Origin of the sequence: Paraburkholderia sp. RHO2, assembly GCF_050955445.1 — a bacterium.
GTDB lineage: Bacteria > Actinomycetota > Actinomycetes > Mycobacteriales > Mycobacteriaceae > Prescottella > Prescottella agglutinans_A.
Window position 1 is genome coordinate 1,541,293 of the sequence record NZ_CP162617.1, and the last position, 15,653, is coordinate 1,556,945.

Here is a 15,653-nt window from a genome sequence, read left to right on the forward strand (position 1 = left end):
CCATCGCCAGCGTCGAGACCCGGGCACGCCAGCACGCAACCGTGGCGTGCTGCGCGTGTGCGCCCTGTCCGCGCTCCTGTTGATGTCACCGGCCCGCGTGAACTGGACGGGCCCTCTCTCGTTTCACCCGCCGGTCGCCGCGACCGCGGCCGGGTTCCTCGTGCACTCGTCATGTACCTATCGGAGGTTCTCCATGCGTCGTTCGACGCGAACACGTTTCGTCCTCACCGCATTCACGGCCGTCGCGGCACTCGCGCTGAGCGCGTGCAGCAGCTCCAGCGCCTCGGAACCGTCCGACACCGCCGGCAACGCCGCCTCGGATGTCACGCTCCGCATCGGCGACCAGGTGAAGAGCACGCAGTCGCTGCTCGAGGCCGCCGGCGCACTCGACGACCTCGACTACAAGATCGAGTGGTCGACGTTCGAGGCCGGTCCGCCACTGCTGGAGGCGTTGGGTGCCAACAAGATCGATGCCGGTGGCACCGGCGACGTGCCTCCGGTGTTCGCACAGGCGAACGGCAACTCGGGCCGCATCGTCGCGGTGCAGGCACGCACCGGCACCAACGACTTCCTGCTGGTGCCGGCGAACTCGACGGCGTCGTCGATCGCCGACCTGAAAGGCAAGAAGATCGCCGTCACGCAGGGGTCGAGTTCGCACGGCCTGGTGCTGGGTCTGCTCGAGCAGGCGAAGCTGCCGGTCTCGGACATCCAGTTCCAGTTCCTCGGTCCCGCAGACGCATTGAGCGCGTTCACCGCCGGGCAGGTCGATGCGTGGGCGGTGTGGAACCCGTACGCGACGATCGGTCGGAACACCGCGGGCGCCAAGGTGATCGCCGACGGCGGCGAGGTCACCACCGGTCAGTCCTACTTCTCGGCCGCGTCGGGCGCGCTCGCGGATCCGGCGAAGTCGGCGGCGCTGGCCGACTTCTTCCAGCGCCTGGCCCGCGCCCAGGTGTGGGCGGACGCGCATCCCGAGGCGTGGGTGCCGATCTTCGCGAAGCTGACCAAGCTCCCGCAGGACGTCGCCGCGGCGTCGTTCGACACGTCGAAGGGCTCCTACGTTCCGATCGACGACCAGCGCATCGCGAAGCAGCAGAAGCTGATCGACCTGTTCGCGGCCGCTGGACTGCTGAAGCAAGCGCCGGTGGCGGGTGACTGGTTCGACGCCCGGTTCAACGCGCAGATCCAGGCGGGTGCGAAATGACCGCGCTCCTGACGAAGGACGTCGCCGCGGTCGAGTCGATCGAGAGTTCGGCGGCGCCGGAGGGGACGCCGTCGCGCCGCTCGTGGACACCGTTGCTGCGCCTGATCTCCCCGCTGGTTCTGCTGGTGCTGTGGCAGGCACTCAGCAGCGCCGGTGTGGTGTCGGACAAGACGCTCGCCTCGCCCGCGCAGGTGCTCGCGGCCGCCGCCGAACTGTGGTCGGACGGCAGCCTGCAGGACGCGCTGGCGGTCTCGGTGCAGCGGGTGCTGCTCGGCGCGGTCCTCGGAATCGCGGTCGCGGTGCTGTTGGGTGTGCTGGCCGGGTTCTCCCGGGTCGTGGAACTCGCGATCGACCCGCCGATCCAGATGTTGCGGACGGTCCCGTTCCTCGGCCTGATCCCACTGTTCATCATCTGGTTCGGGATCGGTGAGCAGCCCAAGGTGTTCCTGGTGGCGCTCGGCGTGATGTTCCCGCTCTACCTCAATCTGTTCGCGGGCATCCGCAGCATCGACGGCAAGCTGATCGAGGCAGCGGAGACGTTGGGGCTGAACAAGTTCCAACTCGCTCTTCATGTCATCCTCCCCGGTGCGCTACCGCAGGCGCTGACCGGCCTGCGGATGTCGCTCGGCGTCGCCTGGCTCGCGCTCATCGTCGCCGAACAGATCAACGCCGACGCCGGTCTCGGCTACCTGATCAACAACGCCCGCATCTATTTCCGCATCGACATCGTCATCTTCGGTCTGCTCGTGTACGCGTTCCTCGGTCTCGCGACCGACGCGCTCGTGCGGGCCCTGGAGGGAAGGCTGCTGACATGGCGCAAGACGTACCAGGGCGCGTGAGCGACGCCGTCGTCGCCGCCCGCGGCGTGCGACGGGTGTTCGGGTCCGATGTGGTGCTCGACGGCATCGACCTGACGTTGCGTCGCGGGGAGATCGCCGCACTCGTGGGCCGCAGCGGATCCGGCAAGTCGACGCTGCTGCGGACCATCGCCGAACTCGACCGCGGGCACGAGGGACGGATCGACGTCGACGGCTCGGTGGCCGTCGCGTTCCAGGAACCGCGGCTGCTCCCGTGGAAGCGGGTGCACCGCAATGTGTCCCTGGGGCTCGCGGACGGGGACGGCAAGCGGCGCGCGGTCGAGGCTCTCGGCGAGGTCAACCTCGGACACCGCGTCGACGCCTGGCCGCTCACGCTCTCGGGCGGTGAGGCGCAGCGCGTGTCGCTCGCGCGGGCGCTGGTGCGGGAGCCGGACCTGCTGCTGCTCGACGAGCCGTTCGGTGCACTCGACGCGCTCACCCGAATCACGGCGTACGAGTTGCTGATCCGGCTGTGGAAGCGGCACGGGTTCGCCGTTCTCCTGGTCACCCACGACGTGGAGGAGGCGGTGCTGCTCGCGGACCGGGTGCTCGTCCTCGACGCCGGCCGGATCGCGCACGACGTCGCGGTGACGTCGCCGCGTCCGCGACGGCGTGCCGACCCGGCCGTCGTCGCCCTGCGCAAGCAAGTTCTCGCCCATCTCGGTGTTCTCGAAGGGATTTCAGCATGACCCTGCACTTCCACTGGTACCTGCCCACCTCCGGCGACGGGCGCGAGGTGATCGGCGCCCTGGAACCGCGCGAGGCGTCGGGCCGGGCGTCCGAGTTCCGGCCGGCCTCGCTCGACTACCTGACGCTGGTCGCGAAGACGGCCGAACAACTGGGGTTCGAGGCGGTGCTCACGCCGACGGGGACGTGGTGCCCCGACGCCTGGATCACCACCGCGGCGCTCATCCGGGAGACGCGCACGCTCAAGTTCCTGGTGGCGTTCCGGCCCGGACTGATCACCCCCACCCTGGCGGCGCAGCAGGCCGCGGCGTTCCAGCAGCTGTCGGGCGGGCGGCTGCTGCTCAACATCGTCACCGGCGGCGACGCGGAGGAGCAGCGGCGGTTCGGCGACTTCCTCACCAAGGAGGAGCGGTACGAGCGGACGGGGGAGTTCCTCGACATCGTGCGCGGCGCGTGGGGTGCGGCCCCCTACGACTACGCGGGGAAGTACTACCGGGTCGAGGGTGCGGCGGCGTTCCCGACGCCGGCGCCGGCGCCGGGGATCTTCTTCGGCGGGGCCAGCGAGCCCGCGCTCGACGTGGCCGCCGAACACGTCGACACGTATCTCACGTGGACCGAGCCGCCCGCGAAGGTGGGGGCGCTGATCGACGACGTCCGCCGCCGCGCCGCGGCCCACGGCCGGACGCTGAGTTTCGGCATCCGCGCCCACGTGATCGCCCGGGACACGTCCGAGGAGGCGTGGGCCGAGGCCGACAAGCTCGTTGCCCGCATGGATCCCGCCCAGATCGAACTGGCACGGACTCGGCTGGCGCAGAGCGAGTCGGAGGGACAGCGCCGCCAACTCGGGCTCAGCGCGGACCTGCGCAACCTCGAGGTGTATCCGGGGCTGTGGGCCGGCTACGGGCTGGTCCGCGGCGGCGCGGGGACCGCGCTCGTCGGCAGCCACGCGGAGGTCGCGGCGCTGATCCGGGAGTACGCGGCGGTGGGCGTCGAGCACTTCGTGCTGTCGGGACAGCCGCACGTCGAGGAGGCCTACTGGTTCGGGGAGGGGGTGCGGCCGATCCTCTCGCGGCAAGGTCTGCTGCAGGTTGCCTGACCGTCCACGATGCCGAACGGGGAAAAACCGATTGTTCGTCGCCGGGGCCGGTCGTATCGTGACGGTGGTTAGCCGCCCGTACGATCGAAGGAACCGGCCGTCATGGATCCGATCACCGAACGCGACATCAGGGCGTCGTTCGTCAACTGCTCCAAGGGCGACGCCAAGCGCCTGCCGGCGCCTCGCGACCTCGACGATCGGCCGTGGGACGACCTGGACTTCCTCGGCTGGACCGATGCCTCGTTCCCGGGCCGCGGCTACCTGGTCGTGCCCCGGGACGACGGTCCGGTCGGCATCGCGATGCGGTTCGAGCCGAACGGCTCCGGGAAGTCGCAGATGTGCGCGATCTGCCTGACCACCCACACCCGCGGCGGCATCGCGCTGATGACCGCGAACAAGGTCGGGGAGTCGGGCCGGGCGGGCAACTCGGTGGGCATCTACATGTGCATCGACCTCGCGTGCTCGCTGTACGCCCGCGGAAAGAAGAAGCCCGCGCTGGGCAGTCGGTACCGCGAGGACCTCTCCGAGGAGGAGAAGACCCAACGGGTCCGCGAGCACCTCGACGCCTTCGTCGAGCGGCTGTACACCTGAACCCGGCCGCCCGTCGGCGTGCCGACGGTCAGACCATCTCGGGCACGTGCAGGTGCGCGATCGCGAGCTCGAACTCGCACGCCTCCAGCAACTCGGCTCCGGCCTCGCGGAAGAAGGCGGTCCGATGCGTCTCGGCCTGCTCGCGACTGGCCCGCATCTGTTCGACGCTGTCGAAGGTCACCGAGGACACCGCCCGTCCGGCCGAGTGGTTCACCATGAGGCTCGCGCTGCAGAATCCGTCGGTGTCCTCCATCGCAGGCAAGGCCAGCTTGAAGACGTCGACAGCGTGCGTCATCTTGCTGGGATCGACCTTGAACCAGGTCACGCGGACGCACGCGCCGAGGCTCGACGCATGATCGCGGTGCAGGACTTCGATGTCCCACCGCTCGACGTTCGCGGTGCCGTGGAAGACCTCGGTGGCCCGATCCCGAAGATGTATGACGGGCCCCTCGCTGGCACGGAGAGTGTCCTCGTCCATCCACGAACTGGTGACGATGCAGCGCCCGGAGTCGCGGTCGACCAGTAGTGACAGCCCTGCGCTGCCCTCGAGGTCGGCGAGCTCCGGCATCACGGTGTCACGGATGTGCTTGATTCCGGCGTCGATGAACGAGGGATGCGCCTGAATGGTTGTAGAACGCGCGTACACGATCAACTTCCTTTGCTCGAGGCGGCGCCCCGGTGGCGCCACCGGTCCCGTTCTTCACCTCACCTTCCTCCCATGGTCGGGGCCTGGCAATGGTGCGAGGTCTGTCAGCCCGGTAGTGGAGAGGTCGCTGCGACGGAGATCGTCGATCGCGTCGTAGAGGCTCTCGCCGCCGCCGGACACCATGGCGGTGCGGTTGCGTACCGACTTGCACGGCCGGCAGTTGTGCTGCCGGGCCTGGTGCAGGCGCACCACCTCGGTCGTCACCGGGGCGAGTTGGCGTGGCCGCGCGACCCCGACGAGCGTGCGTGGGATCAGCGGCCACGGTTCGCTCGCGTCCCAGACGGCCGGGAAGGTCCACGCCGGTGCGGCGGCGTCGAACAGCGCATCGAGGCCGTCACTGCCACCACCGTCCTTTCGGGTGCGACGTCGTCGTACTCCATTGGACTGCAACGAACGAATATTCGGTTGCTTTGTCCCGGTATCGCCATACGGTTGTGGTACCAACAATTTTCGGATGCGACGCGGGCGATCCCCGCGCGGACATCCACGACCGGAGTAGGACAGTGACCCCCACCGAGCACGGCCACAACCTGGTGAACTTCGCCAGCCACCTCGACGACGGAACCCTCGCACAGGCGCGCGAGACCGCCTCCATGCCGTTCGTGTTCCCGCACGTGGCGCTGATGCCCGACGCCCACGCCGGCAAGGGATCGGCGGTGGGAACGGTGATCCCCACCCGCGGTGCGGTGATCCCGGCGGCCGTCGGTGTCGACATCGGCTGCGGAATGATCGCCGCCCGAACGCAGTTCACGTTCGCGGACGTCGAGCGAGCCGAGGAGCAGGGGCGGACCCTGCACGCGCTGCGGCTGCGGCTGGAGCACGCGATCCCGCTGTCCCCGGGGCACTACAACCTCACCGCGTCCCTCGGAAAGTGGTTCGCGGAGGCCAAGATCGCCGAACTCGAGCAGAAGGCCGCGAAGGACGGCGTCGACCTGTCGCACTCCCCGAAGTGGCGCGAGCAGCTGGGGTCGCTGGGCGGCGGCAACCACTTCATCGAGCTGTGCCTCGACGAACAGGATCGGGTGTGGCTGTTCCTGCACTCCGGCAGCCGCGGAGTGGGGAACAAGATCGCGCAGAAGCACATCGCGATCGCCCAGAAGCTGTGCCGGACATGGCACATCGACCTGCCGAACCGGGACCTCGCCTACCTGGCGGAGGGTGCGCCGGAGTTCTGGGAGTACATCCGGGAACTGCGGTGGGCGCAGCGGTTCGCGCTGCTGAACCGGGCGGAGATGATGGACCGCTTCAGCAAGCTGTTCGGCGAGTGGATCGGCACGCCGGTGATCGAGGCCGAGCGGATCAACTGTCACCACAACTACACCGAGCAGGAGGAGCATTACGGCGAGAAGGTCTGGCTCACCCGTAAGGGGGCGGTGAACGCGCACGAGGGCGTCGCCGCGGTGATCCCGGGCTCGATGGGGACCCGCTCGTACGTCGTGGTCGGCAAGGGCGATGCCCGGGGACTGTGCTCAGCCCCGCACGGCGCCGGCCGCCGGTTCTCCCGCACCCAGGCGCGTAAGCGGTTCACGGTCGACGACCTGGCCCGGCGGATGAAGGGGATCGAGTACCGGCACGGTGCCGAGTGGGTCGACGAGATCCCCGACGCCTACAAGGACATCGACGTGGTGATGGACGACGCCAGGGATCTCGTGGACATCCGGCACGAGCTGCGGCAGATCCTCAATGTCAAGGGGACGTAGCCGCCTCGGACTCGGCCGAAGCGGAGCTCGTTGCCGACGTTAGAAGCTGAAGTGGAACGAGCTGCCGAGGTCCAGGAGGCTCTCGATAAACAGAGGCGGGAACAACGAGATGATGCCGTTGATGTTCATTGCAAACCCTTCCAGGGCAGGCCGGTTGACTGACTGTTATGCGGCCGAAATATAGCCCAGGGGGATGCGGGACACGCCGGTTTACGAAAAGAAGAGTGGACGCCCGTCCAGAACGTGGGCGCCCCGGCGGTATCGGCTGTCAGGAGGTTCGGGCGAGGAGGGCATCGAGCGCGGCGAAACTCGCGTTCATGCCCTCCTCCATGCCCGACTGGACCATGCCGTCGCGGTCCTCGGCGGTCATGAAGAGCGAGTCCATCACGACCTTGGTGCCGTCGTCACCGAGATCGACGAATTCGATCGTCTCCACGCACACGTGCGTCGGCATGCCGTCCCACTCGAACGACCACGTGATCCGGTCCTTCGGTGTGACGTCGCGGAATCGCCCCTCGAAACCGTCGGTGCCACCGTCGTGGTGCTCGACGAACCGCCAGTGGCCGCCGCGTTCGAGTTCCCACTTCTCGACGTCGAGCGGATTGCCGCGGCCCCACCACTGCGCGATCCGGTCCGGTTCGGTGTACGCCGCCCACACGCGTTCGCGCGGCGCGTTCACCACCCGTTCGATGTGCAGTCCGCGCTCGCCCGACAGGGTGACGGTGGCGGCTGCGGTCCGGTCGGTCATGAGGTCCCTCCGTCGAGTGATGTGCGGACTCCGGTATCCGTGCCGAGAACCCTCAGTACGGAAGTGTTGTGTCGGTGAGTTTTTCGGCCACCGCCCACAGGGACGACGCGAGATCGACACCACGCGAGCTGCGGGGCGGGTCGCATCGTCGGGTGGGTCCCACCAGGCCCATGCGCCCGCCCGGTCCGTAGTAGCCGCTCTGGACGGCGTCGGGGCTGGTGGCGGCGAACAGCAACGGCTCGACGCCGTGCTGGACGTCCTGCGACGGCAGCACCGTGCGGTCGCTCCCGGAGAACATGCCGTGGCGCGGCTTGTCCCGGCCCAGGCTCGCCCCGGCGGTCTGCAGATTGGTCCGGGTGTAGCCGGGATGCGCGTATGTGCTCAACAGGTTCCAGCCGCGCTCGTCGGCGACGTGGGCGAGGTGCTGGGCCATCAGCATGTCGGCGAGCTTGGACTGGGCGTAGCTCAGGGCCGGGCTGTAGCGGTGGGTCGAGTGCAGGTCGCGGAAGTTGATCCGGCCGTAGTGTGCGGTGGCGCTGGTCATCGTCGCCAAACGGGGCGCGGGCGCGTCCAGCAGGAGCGGGAGCAGCAGATTGGTGAGGGCGAACGGGCCGAGAAAGTTGCTGCCGAACTGCAACTCGAAGCCGTCGACGGTCTCGAACCTCTCCGGCGGGGACATCACGCCGGCGTTGTTGACCAGCAGGTCCAGCGGGCGTCCGTCGTCGAGGAATCCGGCGGCGAACTCCCGCACCGACCCGAGGTCGGCGAGGTCGATTCGCCGAATCTCGAGCTGCGCCCGGGGGATCTGGTGCATGATTTCCGCGCACGCGTTCTCGGCCTTGCTCGCTGTGCGGCAGGCCATCACGATGTGTGCGCCCGCCGCGGCCATCCGGCGGGTGGCCTCCTTGCCGATGCCGCTGTTGGCGCCGGTGACGACGACGTATCGGCCCGTCATGTCGGGAACCTGATACATGTGAACTCCCTCGGCGATCGACGATGCACGGGTCCGTTCCCGTCCCAATCTACCGCCGGATCGGCCGCGTTCCCGGCGGTTGCCGCCGCATCGTCGTACGCTCGCGATCGGCGGCCGACGATTCTCCCCGCACCGCCACGGTCTATCCCGACAGAGCACGTCTCGACGACGAACGACCGGAAGGACGAACCGACTATGCAGAAGATCACCCCGTGCCTGTGGTTCGACACCGATGGGGAGGAGGCCGCGAACTACTACGTCTCGGTGTTCAAGAATTCGAAGATCCTGAACATCTCGCGCTACGGGCCCGGCATGCACCGCCCCGAGGGGCTGGCGCTCACCGTGGAGTTCGAACTGGACGGACAGCGGTTCACGATCCTCAACGGCGGACCCGAATACACCTTCGACGAGGCGATCTCCTTCCAGGTCAGCTGCGCCGACCAGGCGGAGGTCGACGCGTACTGGTCCCAGCTGACCGCCGACGGCGGCGAGGAGGGCCGGTGCGGCTGGCTCAAGGACCGTTGGGGAATGTCGTGGCAGATCGTGCCCGCGCAGTTGGGGTCGTATCTCGGCGGCGCCGACCCGGAGGGCGCACAGCGCGCCACGCAGGCGATGCTCGAGATGCGCAAGCTCGACATCGACGTCATCCGCACGGCCTATGAGGGTGCTGCGGGCGCCTGACGGTTTGTCCGGTACGTGATCCATGGGGTTCGCTGTCCCCATGGGATTCAGCCGTGCCGAACTGGAGTCGTTTCGTGACGCGGAGGTGCCCGACCTGATCGGTCCGGGCTGCCGCCTGCTCTTCGTCGGGATCAACCCGGGGTTGTGGACGGCGGCGACCGGCGCCCATTTCGCCCGGCCCGGCAACCGCTTCTACCCGGCGCTGCTGCGGGCCGGAATCATCGACCGCCCGATCGATCCCACCGCGGGGATGTCCGACGACGACCGGGACCTACTCGTGTCGCATGGTGTCGGCATCACGAATCTCGCCCGGCGCGCGACCGCGCGGGCCGACGAACTGACCGCCGACGAACTCCGCGCGGGTGGCCTGCGGCTGCGACAGCTCGTCGCCGAGCTGCGCCCCCGGGTGGTCGCGATCGCCGGCATCACCGCGTACCGGGCCGCCTTCGGCGTGCGCACCGCGAAGAAGGGTCGACAGCCGGACGACTTCGAGGGCGCCGAGTTGTGGGTGGTGCCCAACCCGAGCGGACTCAACGCCCACGACACCGTCGACACGTTGGCCGACGCGTACCGCGCCGCCGCCGTGGAGGCCGGTGTGGTCCCGCGGTGACCCCGAACGGGCCGAATGTCACATACGTTCGCTTGGACTGAACGCATGTGACATTCGGCCGACGGGGGTGGGGCGCGCACGGCACACTCGGAACATGACGGGGAGCTCCGGATCGGCCCTCCCGCTGTTCGCGACCCACGCAGTCGCGGCGGTGGTGCTCGGGTGCGCCTTCGTCGCTTTCCTGCTGTCCGAGTACCGGATCGGCCGCACGCATCCGGGCGCGGGCGCGTCACGCGACGGTTGGACGGGCGTCGCGGTGGGAATCGGCCTGGCGGCCGTGTATCTCGGCGGTCCAGCCGTGAGCGTCCTGGTGTCGGCGACGGTGATCACCACCGGCGTCTGGTGGTTCTTCTGGGCCGGGCTGGCGGTGGCCGCCGCGGGACAGGCGATGCGGCTGCGCGCCGTGCAGGAGCTGGGGGCGTCGTTCACGTTCCGTGTGCAGACCACGCCGGGACAGCGGGTGGTCGACACCGGTCTCTACCGCCGTATCCGACACCCTTCCTATACCGGCGCCCTGGTGTGCGCGCTGGGATTCACCGTTGCCTACACCAATTGGCTTGCGCCGCTGACGGTCCTGGCTCTCGCTGGCGCGTACGTGATCCGCATACCGCACGAGGAACGGGTGCTGGTGGCGGGGCTCGGCGAGCCGTACAGGCACTACATGCGGCGGACCAAACGGCTCATTCCCTGGGTGCTGTGACCGTGAACGAGGGGAGTCCTCGACGTTCACATGGTGAGGACCATGCGATAGCGGGCGCGGCCCTGCTCCATCGCGGCGTAGGCGTCGGCGGCGTCGGCCAGGGGGCGCTCCTCGATCTGCGCCCGCACCCCGGACAGCACCGCGAACTGCATCGTCTCCTCGACGTCGCGGGCGGTGCCGGAGGCGTGACCGGCCACGCTGACCCCGGACATGATCAGCTGCAGGGGGCTGATCGGAAGTGGATCCGGCGTGACGCCGATGGTGACGAGTTCGCCCTGCGGAAGCAGCCCCCCGAACGTGTCACCCATTGCCTTCGCGCTCGCGGCGGTCGCCAGGACCACCGACACGCCCCCGAGCGCCTGCAGCGCGGCACCGACGTCGCCGGCCGTGGAGTCGACGTAGTGGTGGGCGCCGAGCCGTCGCGCGTCGTCCGCCTTGTCGGCGCCGCGGGCGATCGCGATCGTCTCGAAACCCATCGCCCGGGCGAACTGGACACCGAGGTGGCCGAGGCCGCCGATCCCCAGGACCGCGACGCGGTCACCTGGCAGCGCCTTGGTCTTCCGGAGTGCGTCGTATGTGGTGACGCCGGCGCAGCCCAACGGGGCGGCCTCCGCGAAGGACAGTCCGTCGGGAATCCGGGCGAGCGCGTTGGCGGGGACGATCACGGACTCGGCGTAGCCGCCGGGGTACTGCCAGCTGGGGACCTGCAGCTTCTCGCAGTTGATGAACATTCCCTTGCGGCAGGGGATGCACTCGTTGCAGTGGCCGCCGAACCAGCCCACCGCGACGCGGTCGCCGACCGCGAAGTTCTCGACGCCGGCGCCGAGTTCGGCGATCGTTCCGGCGATCTCGTGTCCGGGTGTGAGCGGCCAGGTCATTTCGGGGAATCCGCCGCTGACGAATCCGTGGTCGGTGCCGCAGATTCCGCACGCGGAGACCGCGATCCGGACGTGTGCGGGGTCCGGCGACGTCGTTTCGACGTCGACCAGTTTCAACGCTTCGCCGGGGGACTGGACGTGCACTGCTCGGTGGGTCGACATCAGCTACCTCGCTCCGTGTGTGGCCATGGGCGATCGATACCAGAGTCCAGTCAAGCCCTCGCCCGAAGCCGCTGGCAAGGGCTGGGCAGGTATCGACGCCCACCCGTGGCGTGGGAGCCGACAAAGACGGCGAAAGCCCGGCGGAGCGAATGCTCCACCGGGCCTTCGGGATTCGGTGCGTCAGCTCACAGGCCGGGGCGCTTGCCGATCGTGAGGGTGACCTCGCCGGTGTGGGCGAAGAAGTCGTTGCCCTTGTCGTCGACGACGATGAAGGCGGGGAAGTCCTCGACGTCGATCTTCCAGACCGCCTCCATGCCGAGCTCGGGGTACTCGATGACCTCGACGTGCTTGATGCAGTCCAGGGCCAGACGCGCGGCCGGGCCGCCGATCGAACCGAGGTAGAAGCCGCCGTGCGCGTTGCACGCGTCGGTGACCTGCTTGGAGCGATTGCCCTTGGCGAGCATGATCATCGATCCGCCCGCGGCCTGGAACTGCTCGACGTAGGAGTCCATGCGCCCGGCGGTGGTGGGGCCGAACGAGCCCGACGCCATGCCGTCCGGGGTCTTGGCCGGTCCGGCGTAGTACACCGGGTGGTCCTTGAGGTACTGCGGCATCTCCTCGCCGGCGTCGAGGCGCTCCTTGATCTTCGCGTGCGCGATGTCGCGCGCGACGACCAGCGGGCCGGTCAGCGACAGGCGGGTCTTGACCGGGTGCTTGGACAGCTCGGCCAGGATCTCCGGCATCGGGCGGGTGAGGTCGATCTTGACCGCGGCGCCCTTGCCGGTGCCCGAGACGCCGTCGGTGTCCGAGTCGAGCTGGGTGTCGGTGACCTCGGGCAGGAACTGGCCGGGGTTGAACTCGAGCTGCTCGAGGAAGACACCCTCGGGGGTGATCTTCGCCTTGGCCTGGCGGTCGGCCGAGCACGAGACGGCGATCGCGACGGGCAGCGACGCGCCGTGGCGGGGCAGGCGGATGACGCGGACGTCGTGGCAGAAGTACTTGCCACCGAACTGTGCGCCGATGCCGATCTTCTGGGTGAGCTCGAAGACCTGCTTCTCGAGCTCGTGGTCGCGGAAGCCGCGGCCGGTGATCGCGCCCTCGGTGGGCAGCTCGTCCAGGTAGTGCGCCGACGCGTACTTCGCCGTCTTGAGCGCGAACTCGGCGGACGTGCCGCCGACGACGATCGCGAGGTGGTACGGCGGGCAGGCCGCGGTGCCGAGCGAGCGGATCTTGGCCTCGAGGAACTGCATCATCGAGTCCGGGTTCAGGATGGCCTTGGTCTCCTGGTACAGGTACGACTTGTTGGCCGATCCGCCGCCCTTGGCCATGAACAGGAACTTGTAGGAGTTCTCGTGGCCCTTCGCGGTGTCCGCGTAGAGCTCGATCTGCGCGGGCAGGTTGTTGCCCGTGTTCTTCTCCTCCCACATGGTGATGGGAGCGTTCTGCGAGTAGCGCAGGTTCAGCTTGGTGTAGGCGTCGTACACGCCGCGGGCGATCGACTCCTCGTCGTCGCCGGGGGTGAGCACGTGCTGGCCGCGCTTGCCCATGACGATCGCGGTGCCGGTGTCCTGACACATCGGCAGCACGCCGGCCGCGGAGATGTTCGCGTTCTTGAGTAGATCCAGCGCGACGAACTTGTCGTTGTTCGACGCCTCGGGGTCGTCGAGGATGCTGGCGACCTGCTTCAGGTGGTCGGTGCGCAGGTAGTGCGAGATGTCGTGGAGAGCGGTCTCGGTGAGCAGCCGCATGGCCTCCGGCTCGACCTTCAGGAAGGTGCGGCCGTCGGGTCCCTCGACGGTGGACACCCCCTCCGTGGTGAGCAGCCGGTACTCGGTGGGGTCCTCACCGATCGGAAGCAGGTCCTCGTAGAGGAATTCGGCCATCATCTCTCCTGAACACGGGGCTGTGAAGTTCGTACTCAGGCTAACGGCGCTCGCCGGATCGCCCGAACCGGGGCGGGCCGCGGGGCCGTAGCATCGAAGGTGACCGTGTGCCGGGTGTGGGCCAGCTCACCGCGTGCCCCCGGCGCACGGAGGCGTACTCTCGAGATTGGTAACGGACGGATAACAATCTGTGCTCTCTCGTGTCGGGGTGATCGCAGAGACTGGGGATGCGCACCGAATGAATCTCGCAACCGCCGACGCCGACGCCGGCGCCGTGTCGACGACGGGTCTTCACCGCATACGCGCCGCGCATGCGTGGTTGGACGTGGCTGTCGTGGTGGTCGTGCTGGTCGCGACCAACCTGATCGCCCACTTCACCACCGTCTGGGCGAGCATCGCCACCGTGCCGATCGCGGCCGTGATCCTGGTCGGGCTGACCCGGCGCCGCGGCCTGGGTTGGTCCGAGTTGGGGCTGTCGCCGCGGAACTGGCGCAAGGGGACGGTGTACGCGCTGGCATCGGTCGGAATCGTCCTCGCGGTGGTCGCGATCGGCATAGCGCTCCCGGTCACGCGGCAGTTCTTCATGGCCGATCGGTACGCCACCATTTCCGGTGCCCTGATCGCCTCCATGGTCGTCATCCCACTGCAGACGGTGATCCCCGAGGAACTCGCCTTCCGCGGCGTCCTGCACGGCACCCTCTCCCGCGTCTCGGGCGTGCGCGGCGTTTTCGCCGCGGGTTCCCTCCTGTTCGGTCTCTGGCACATCGCGTCGTCGCTCGGGCTGACATCCGGCAACAAAGGGCTGAGCGCGATCCTCGGCGGCGGTCCGCTGGGGCAGGCACTCGGTATCGCCGGTGCGGTTGCCGCGACCGCGGCCGCAGGCTTTGTCTTCACGTGGCTGCGCCGCCGCAGTGGAAGCCTGCTCGCCCCCATCGCCCTGCACTGGTCGCTCAACGGCGTGGGCGCGCTGGCCGCGGCCCTGGTCTGGCACGCGTCGTTGAGTTGACCCAGCCCTGGGCTGACCCGGCAGCGGGCCGACGTCAGTCCCGATCGACGACGCCCGCGAGCGTTGCTCCACGGAAGTCGGCCAGCACCTGCGCCTGCTGCTCGATCCCTGTCCGCACCCGCTTCTCCAGCCGGGTCCACGGCGTGATCTCCACGGTGAACTTCTTCCCCGACGTCCGGGGCCGCCACAGGCCGACGACCTCCCCGCCGACCGCGACCGCTCCGGGGCGGCCGAGTGTCGGCCACAGCGCCTTGCGCAGGCTCTCGTCGGCGACGAGCAGTTCGCGGTCCTTCAGCTGCAGGAATGGATCGAACGGTCCGAGCAGTCGCACCGAGTCGTCGGTCGGCGGATCGAGGAGGGCGTCGAGATCGGCCGCGAGGATCCATCGCTCGGCGCCCTCCACCGACACCGGCGTCGCGTCGTCCGGCCAGTGCCGCTTGACGTCCTTGACCGGCGCGTCGACGTATGCGGCGGTGGCCTTCGGTTCGGCCGGGCCGAAGAACCTCAGGTAGCCGCGGATCACGTCGAACCGGGCGTCGGCGTCCGCGCCGGTGCGGTTGTACGGCTTCCCGCGCCATCCGGGAATGCGTTCGAGGACGGGCGGCGAGGTGTCGGGCCGCAGTTCCAGACCGGCCTGCAGCGCCGCGAGCCGGAACGGCATCTCGTACATGTGCGTCGCGTTGCACGGGCGGCAGAACCGCAGATAGGGCTCGCTCATCCGGGCCGTGAGCGCCGCCGACATCTCGCCCTTGACGGTGGGGGCGCGGACGATGTCGCGCATCTCGTCGGCGACGGTGCGGAGCGCGTCGAGCGTCGGAATCCCCGCGGCCTTCAGCGGTCGGTTCGCGTCGAAGATCCGTTTGGCCGCGTCGGCGTCCGACAACGGGGCGGTCGCGGTCGCGATCGCCGGCAGATCCGCGCGCCGGTAACAGTGCGGCGCGCCGCGCAACGTCCACGCGAGCGCGAGGTCGCCGCCGGCATCACCGGGCGTGCCGCGCACGCGCAGCGCCCACGCGGCCCCGTCGGGTCCGGTGTTCTGGATGCCGAGGTCGAGGACGTCGCAGTCGGTGGGCCCGGCCGCGACGCCCGCGGGGCGGTCGAGTTGCTGGGCGTGCCAGCGATACGAAAGCACCTGCGCGCGGGTCACGTCGACGGTCATGGCGTGAGTGTA

General features: G+C 69.0%; 17 protein-coding genes. 10 read left to right on the plus strand and 7 right to left on the minus strand.

The features are described 5' to 3' along the window. Window positions 1-193: 193 nt before the first annotated feature. The 5 genes from ABTV10_RS07165 (at window position 194) to ABTV10_RS07185 (ending at window position 4,435) form a co-directional block, all read left to right on the plus strand. On the plus strand, window positions 194-1,204 hold the full coding sequence (locus ABTV10_RS07165) for an ABC transporter substrate-binding protein (protein ID WP_499033546.1): 1,011 nt from the start codon (window positions 194-196) through the stop codon (window positions 1,202-1,204). After that, window positions 1,201-2,043 (plus strand): ABC transporter permease, encoded by an 843-nt coding sequence (locus ABTV10_RS07170; RefSeq protein ID WP_499033549.1) that lies wholly within the window; start codon window positions 1,201-1,203, stop codon window positions 2,041-2,043. Before ABTV10_RS07165 ends, ABTV10_RS07170 begins: the two co-directional genes overlap by 4 nt. Next, window positions 2,016-2,750 (plus strand): ABC transporter ATP-binding protein, encoded by a 735-nt coding sequence (locus tag ABTV10_RS07175; RefSeq protein ID WP_499033552.1) that lies wholly within the window; start codon window positions 2,016-2,018, stop codon window positions 2,748-2,750. Before ABTV10_RS07170 ends, ABTV10_RS07175 begins: the two co-directional genes overlap by 28 nt. Beyond that, window positions 2,747-3,844, plus strand: coding sequence for an LLM class flavin-dependent oxidoreductase (locus tag ABTV10_RS07180; RefSeq protein ID WP_499033553.1), 1,098 nt, complete (start codon window positions 2,747-2,749; stop codon window positions 3,842-3,844). The genes ABTV10_RS07175 and ABTV10_RS07180 overlap by 4 nt, the downstream gene beginning before the upstream one ends. 102 nt (window positions 3,845-3,946) lie before the next feature. After that, window positions 3,947-4,435, plus strand: a complete 489-nt coding sequence (locus tag ABTV10_RS07185) for an FBP domain-containing protein (protein WP_499033555.1) — start codon at window positions 3,947-3,949, stop codon at window positions 4,433-4,435. 28 nt (window positions 4,436-4,463) lie between these two features. On the opposite strand, the gene ABTV10_RS07190 is transcribed toward ABTV10_RS07185, so the two are convergent. Together ABTV10_RS07190 and ABTV10_RS07195 are read right to left on the minus strand one after the other, a co-directional pair. Further along, window positions 4,464-5,081 carry a hypothetical protein gene (locus ABTV10_RS07190; RefSeq protein ID WP_499033557.1) on the minus strand — a complete coding sequence of 206 codons (618 nt, stop codon included), beginning with the start codon at window positions 5,079-5,081 and terminating at the stop codon, window positions 4,464-4,466. Window positions 5,082-5,135: 54 nt separating this feature from the next. Further along, complete coding sequence (locus ABTV10_RS07195; RefSeq protein WP_499033559.1) at window positions 5,136-5,531, minus strand: hypothetical protein; 396 nt, start codon at window positions 5,529-5,531, stop codon at window positions 5,136-5,138. A 113-nt stretch (window positions 5,532-5,644) separates the two neighbouring features. Between ABTV10_RS07195 and ABTV10_RS07200 the strand changes: the two genes are divergently transcribed. Beyond that, on the plus strand, window positions 5,645-6,841 hold the full coding sequence (locus ABTV10_RS07200) for an RtcB family protein (RefSeq protein ID WP_433611118.1): 1,197 nt from the start codon (window positions 5,645-5,647) through the stop codon (window positions 6,839-6,841). A gap of 268 nt (window positions 6,842-7,109) precedes the next feature. Here the strand turns inward: ABTV10_RS07200 and ABTV10_RS07205 are convergent, their stop codons facing one another. Further along, complete coding sequence (locus ABTV10_RS07205; protein WP_499033561.1) at window positions 7,110-7,589, minus strand: SRPBCC family protein; 480 nt, start codon at window positions 7,587-7,589, stop codon at window positions 7,110-7,112. 52 nt (window positions 7,590-7,641) lie between these two features. After that, entirely contained in the window at window positions 7,642-8,562 is a 921-nt protein-coding gene (locus ABTV10_RS07210) for an SDR family oxidoreductase (RefSeq protein WP_499033563.1), read from the minus strand. Window positions 8,563-8,757: 195 nt separating this feature from the next. On the opposite strand from ABTV10_RS07210, the gene ABTV10_RS07215 reads away from it, so the two are divergent. The 3 genes from ABTV10_RS07215 (at window position 8,758) to ABTV10_RS07225 (ending at window position 10,553) form a co-directional block, all read left to right on the plus strand. Then, window positions 8,758-9,243: a VOC family protein gene (locus tag ABTV10_RS07215; protein ID WP_499033565.1), complete on the plus strand. Its 486-nt coding sequence runs from the start codon at window positions 8,758-8,760 to the stop codon at window positions 9,241-9,243. Between the two features lie 40 nt (window positions 9,244-9,283). Next, window positions 9,284-9,853, plus strand: coding sequence for a mismatch-specific DNA-glycosylase (locus tag ABTV10_RS07220; protein ID WP_499033567.1), 570 nt, complete (start codon window positions 9,284-9,286; stop codon window positions 9,851-9,853). Window positions 9,854-9,947: 94 nt separating this feature from the next. Continuing rightward, window positions 9,948-10,553 carry a methyltransferase family protein gene (locus tag ABTV10_RS07225; protein ID WP_499033568.1) on the plus strand — a complete coding sequence of 202 codons (606 nt, stop codon included), beginning with the start codon at window positions 9,948-9,950 and terminating at the stop codon, window positions 10,551-10,553. Window positions 10,554-10,579: 26 nt separating this feature from the next. On the opposite strand, the gene ABTV10_RS07230 is transcribed toward ABTV10_RS07225, so the two are convergent. Then, window positions 10,580-11,593: an alcohol dehydrogenase catalytic domain-containing protein gene (locus tag ABTV10_RS07230; RefSeq protein WP_499033569.1), complete on the minus strand. Its 1,014-nt coding sequence runs from the start codon at window positions 11,591-11,593 to the stop codon at window positions 10,580-10,582. 185 nt (window positions 11,594-11,778) lie between these two features. Continuing rightward, window positions 11,779-13,479: a fumarate hydratase gene (locus ABTV10_RS07235; RefSeq protein ID WP_499033571.1), complete on the minus strand. Its 1,701-nt coding sequence runs from the start codon at window positions 13,477-13,479 to the stop codon at window positions 11,779-11,781. A 235-nt stretch (window positions 13,480-13,714) separates the two neighbouring features. Between ABTV10_RS07235 and ABTV10_RS07240 the strand changes: the two genes are divergently transcribed. Beyond that, window positions 13,715-14,482, plus strand: coding sequence for a CPBP family intramembrane glutamic endopeptidase (locus ABTV10_RS07240; RefSeq protein WP_499033573.1), 768 nt, complete (start codon window positions 13,715-13,717; stop codon window positions 14,480-14,482). A 34-nt stretch (window positions 14,483-14,516) separates the two neighbouring features. Here ABTV10_RS07240 and ABTV10_RS07245 read toward each other — a convergent pair whose 3' ends face one another. Then, window positions 14,517-15,641 carry a winged helix DNA-binding domain-containing protein gene (locus ABTV10_RS07245; protein ID WP_499033574.1) on the minus strand — a complete coding sequence of 375 codons (1,125 nt, stop codon included), beginning with the start codon at window positions 15,639-15,641 and terminating at the stop codon, window positions 14,517-14,519. Between the last annotated feature and the right edge of the window lie 12 nt (window positions 15,642-15,653).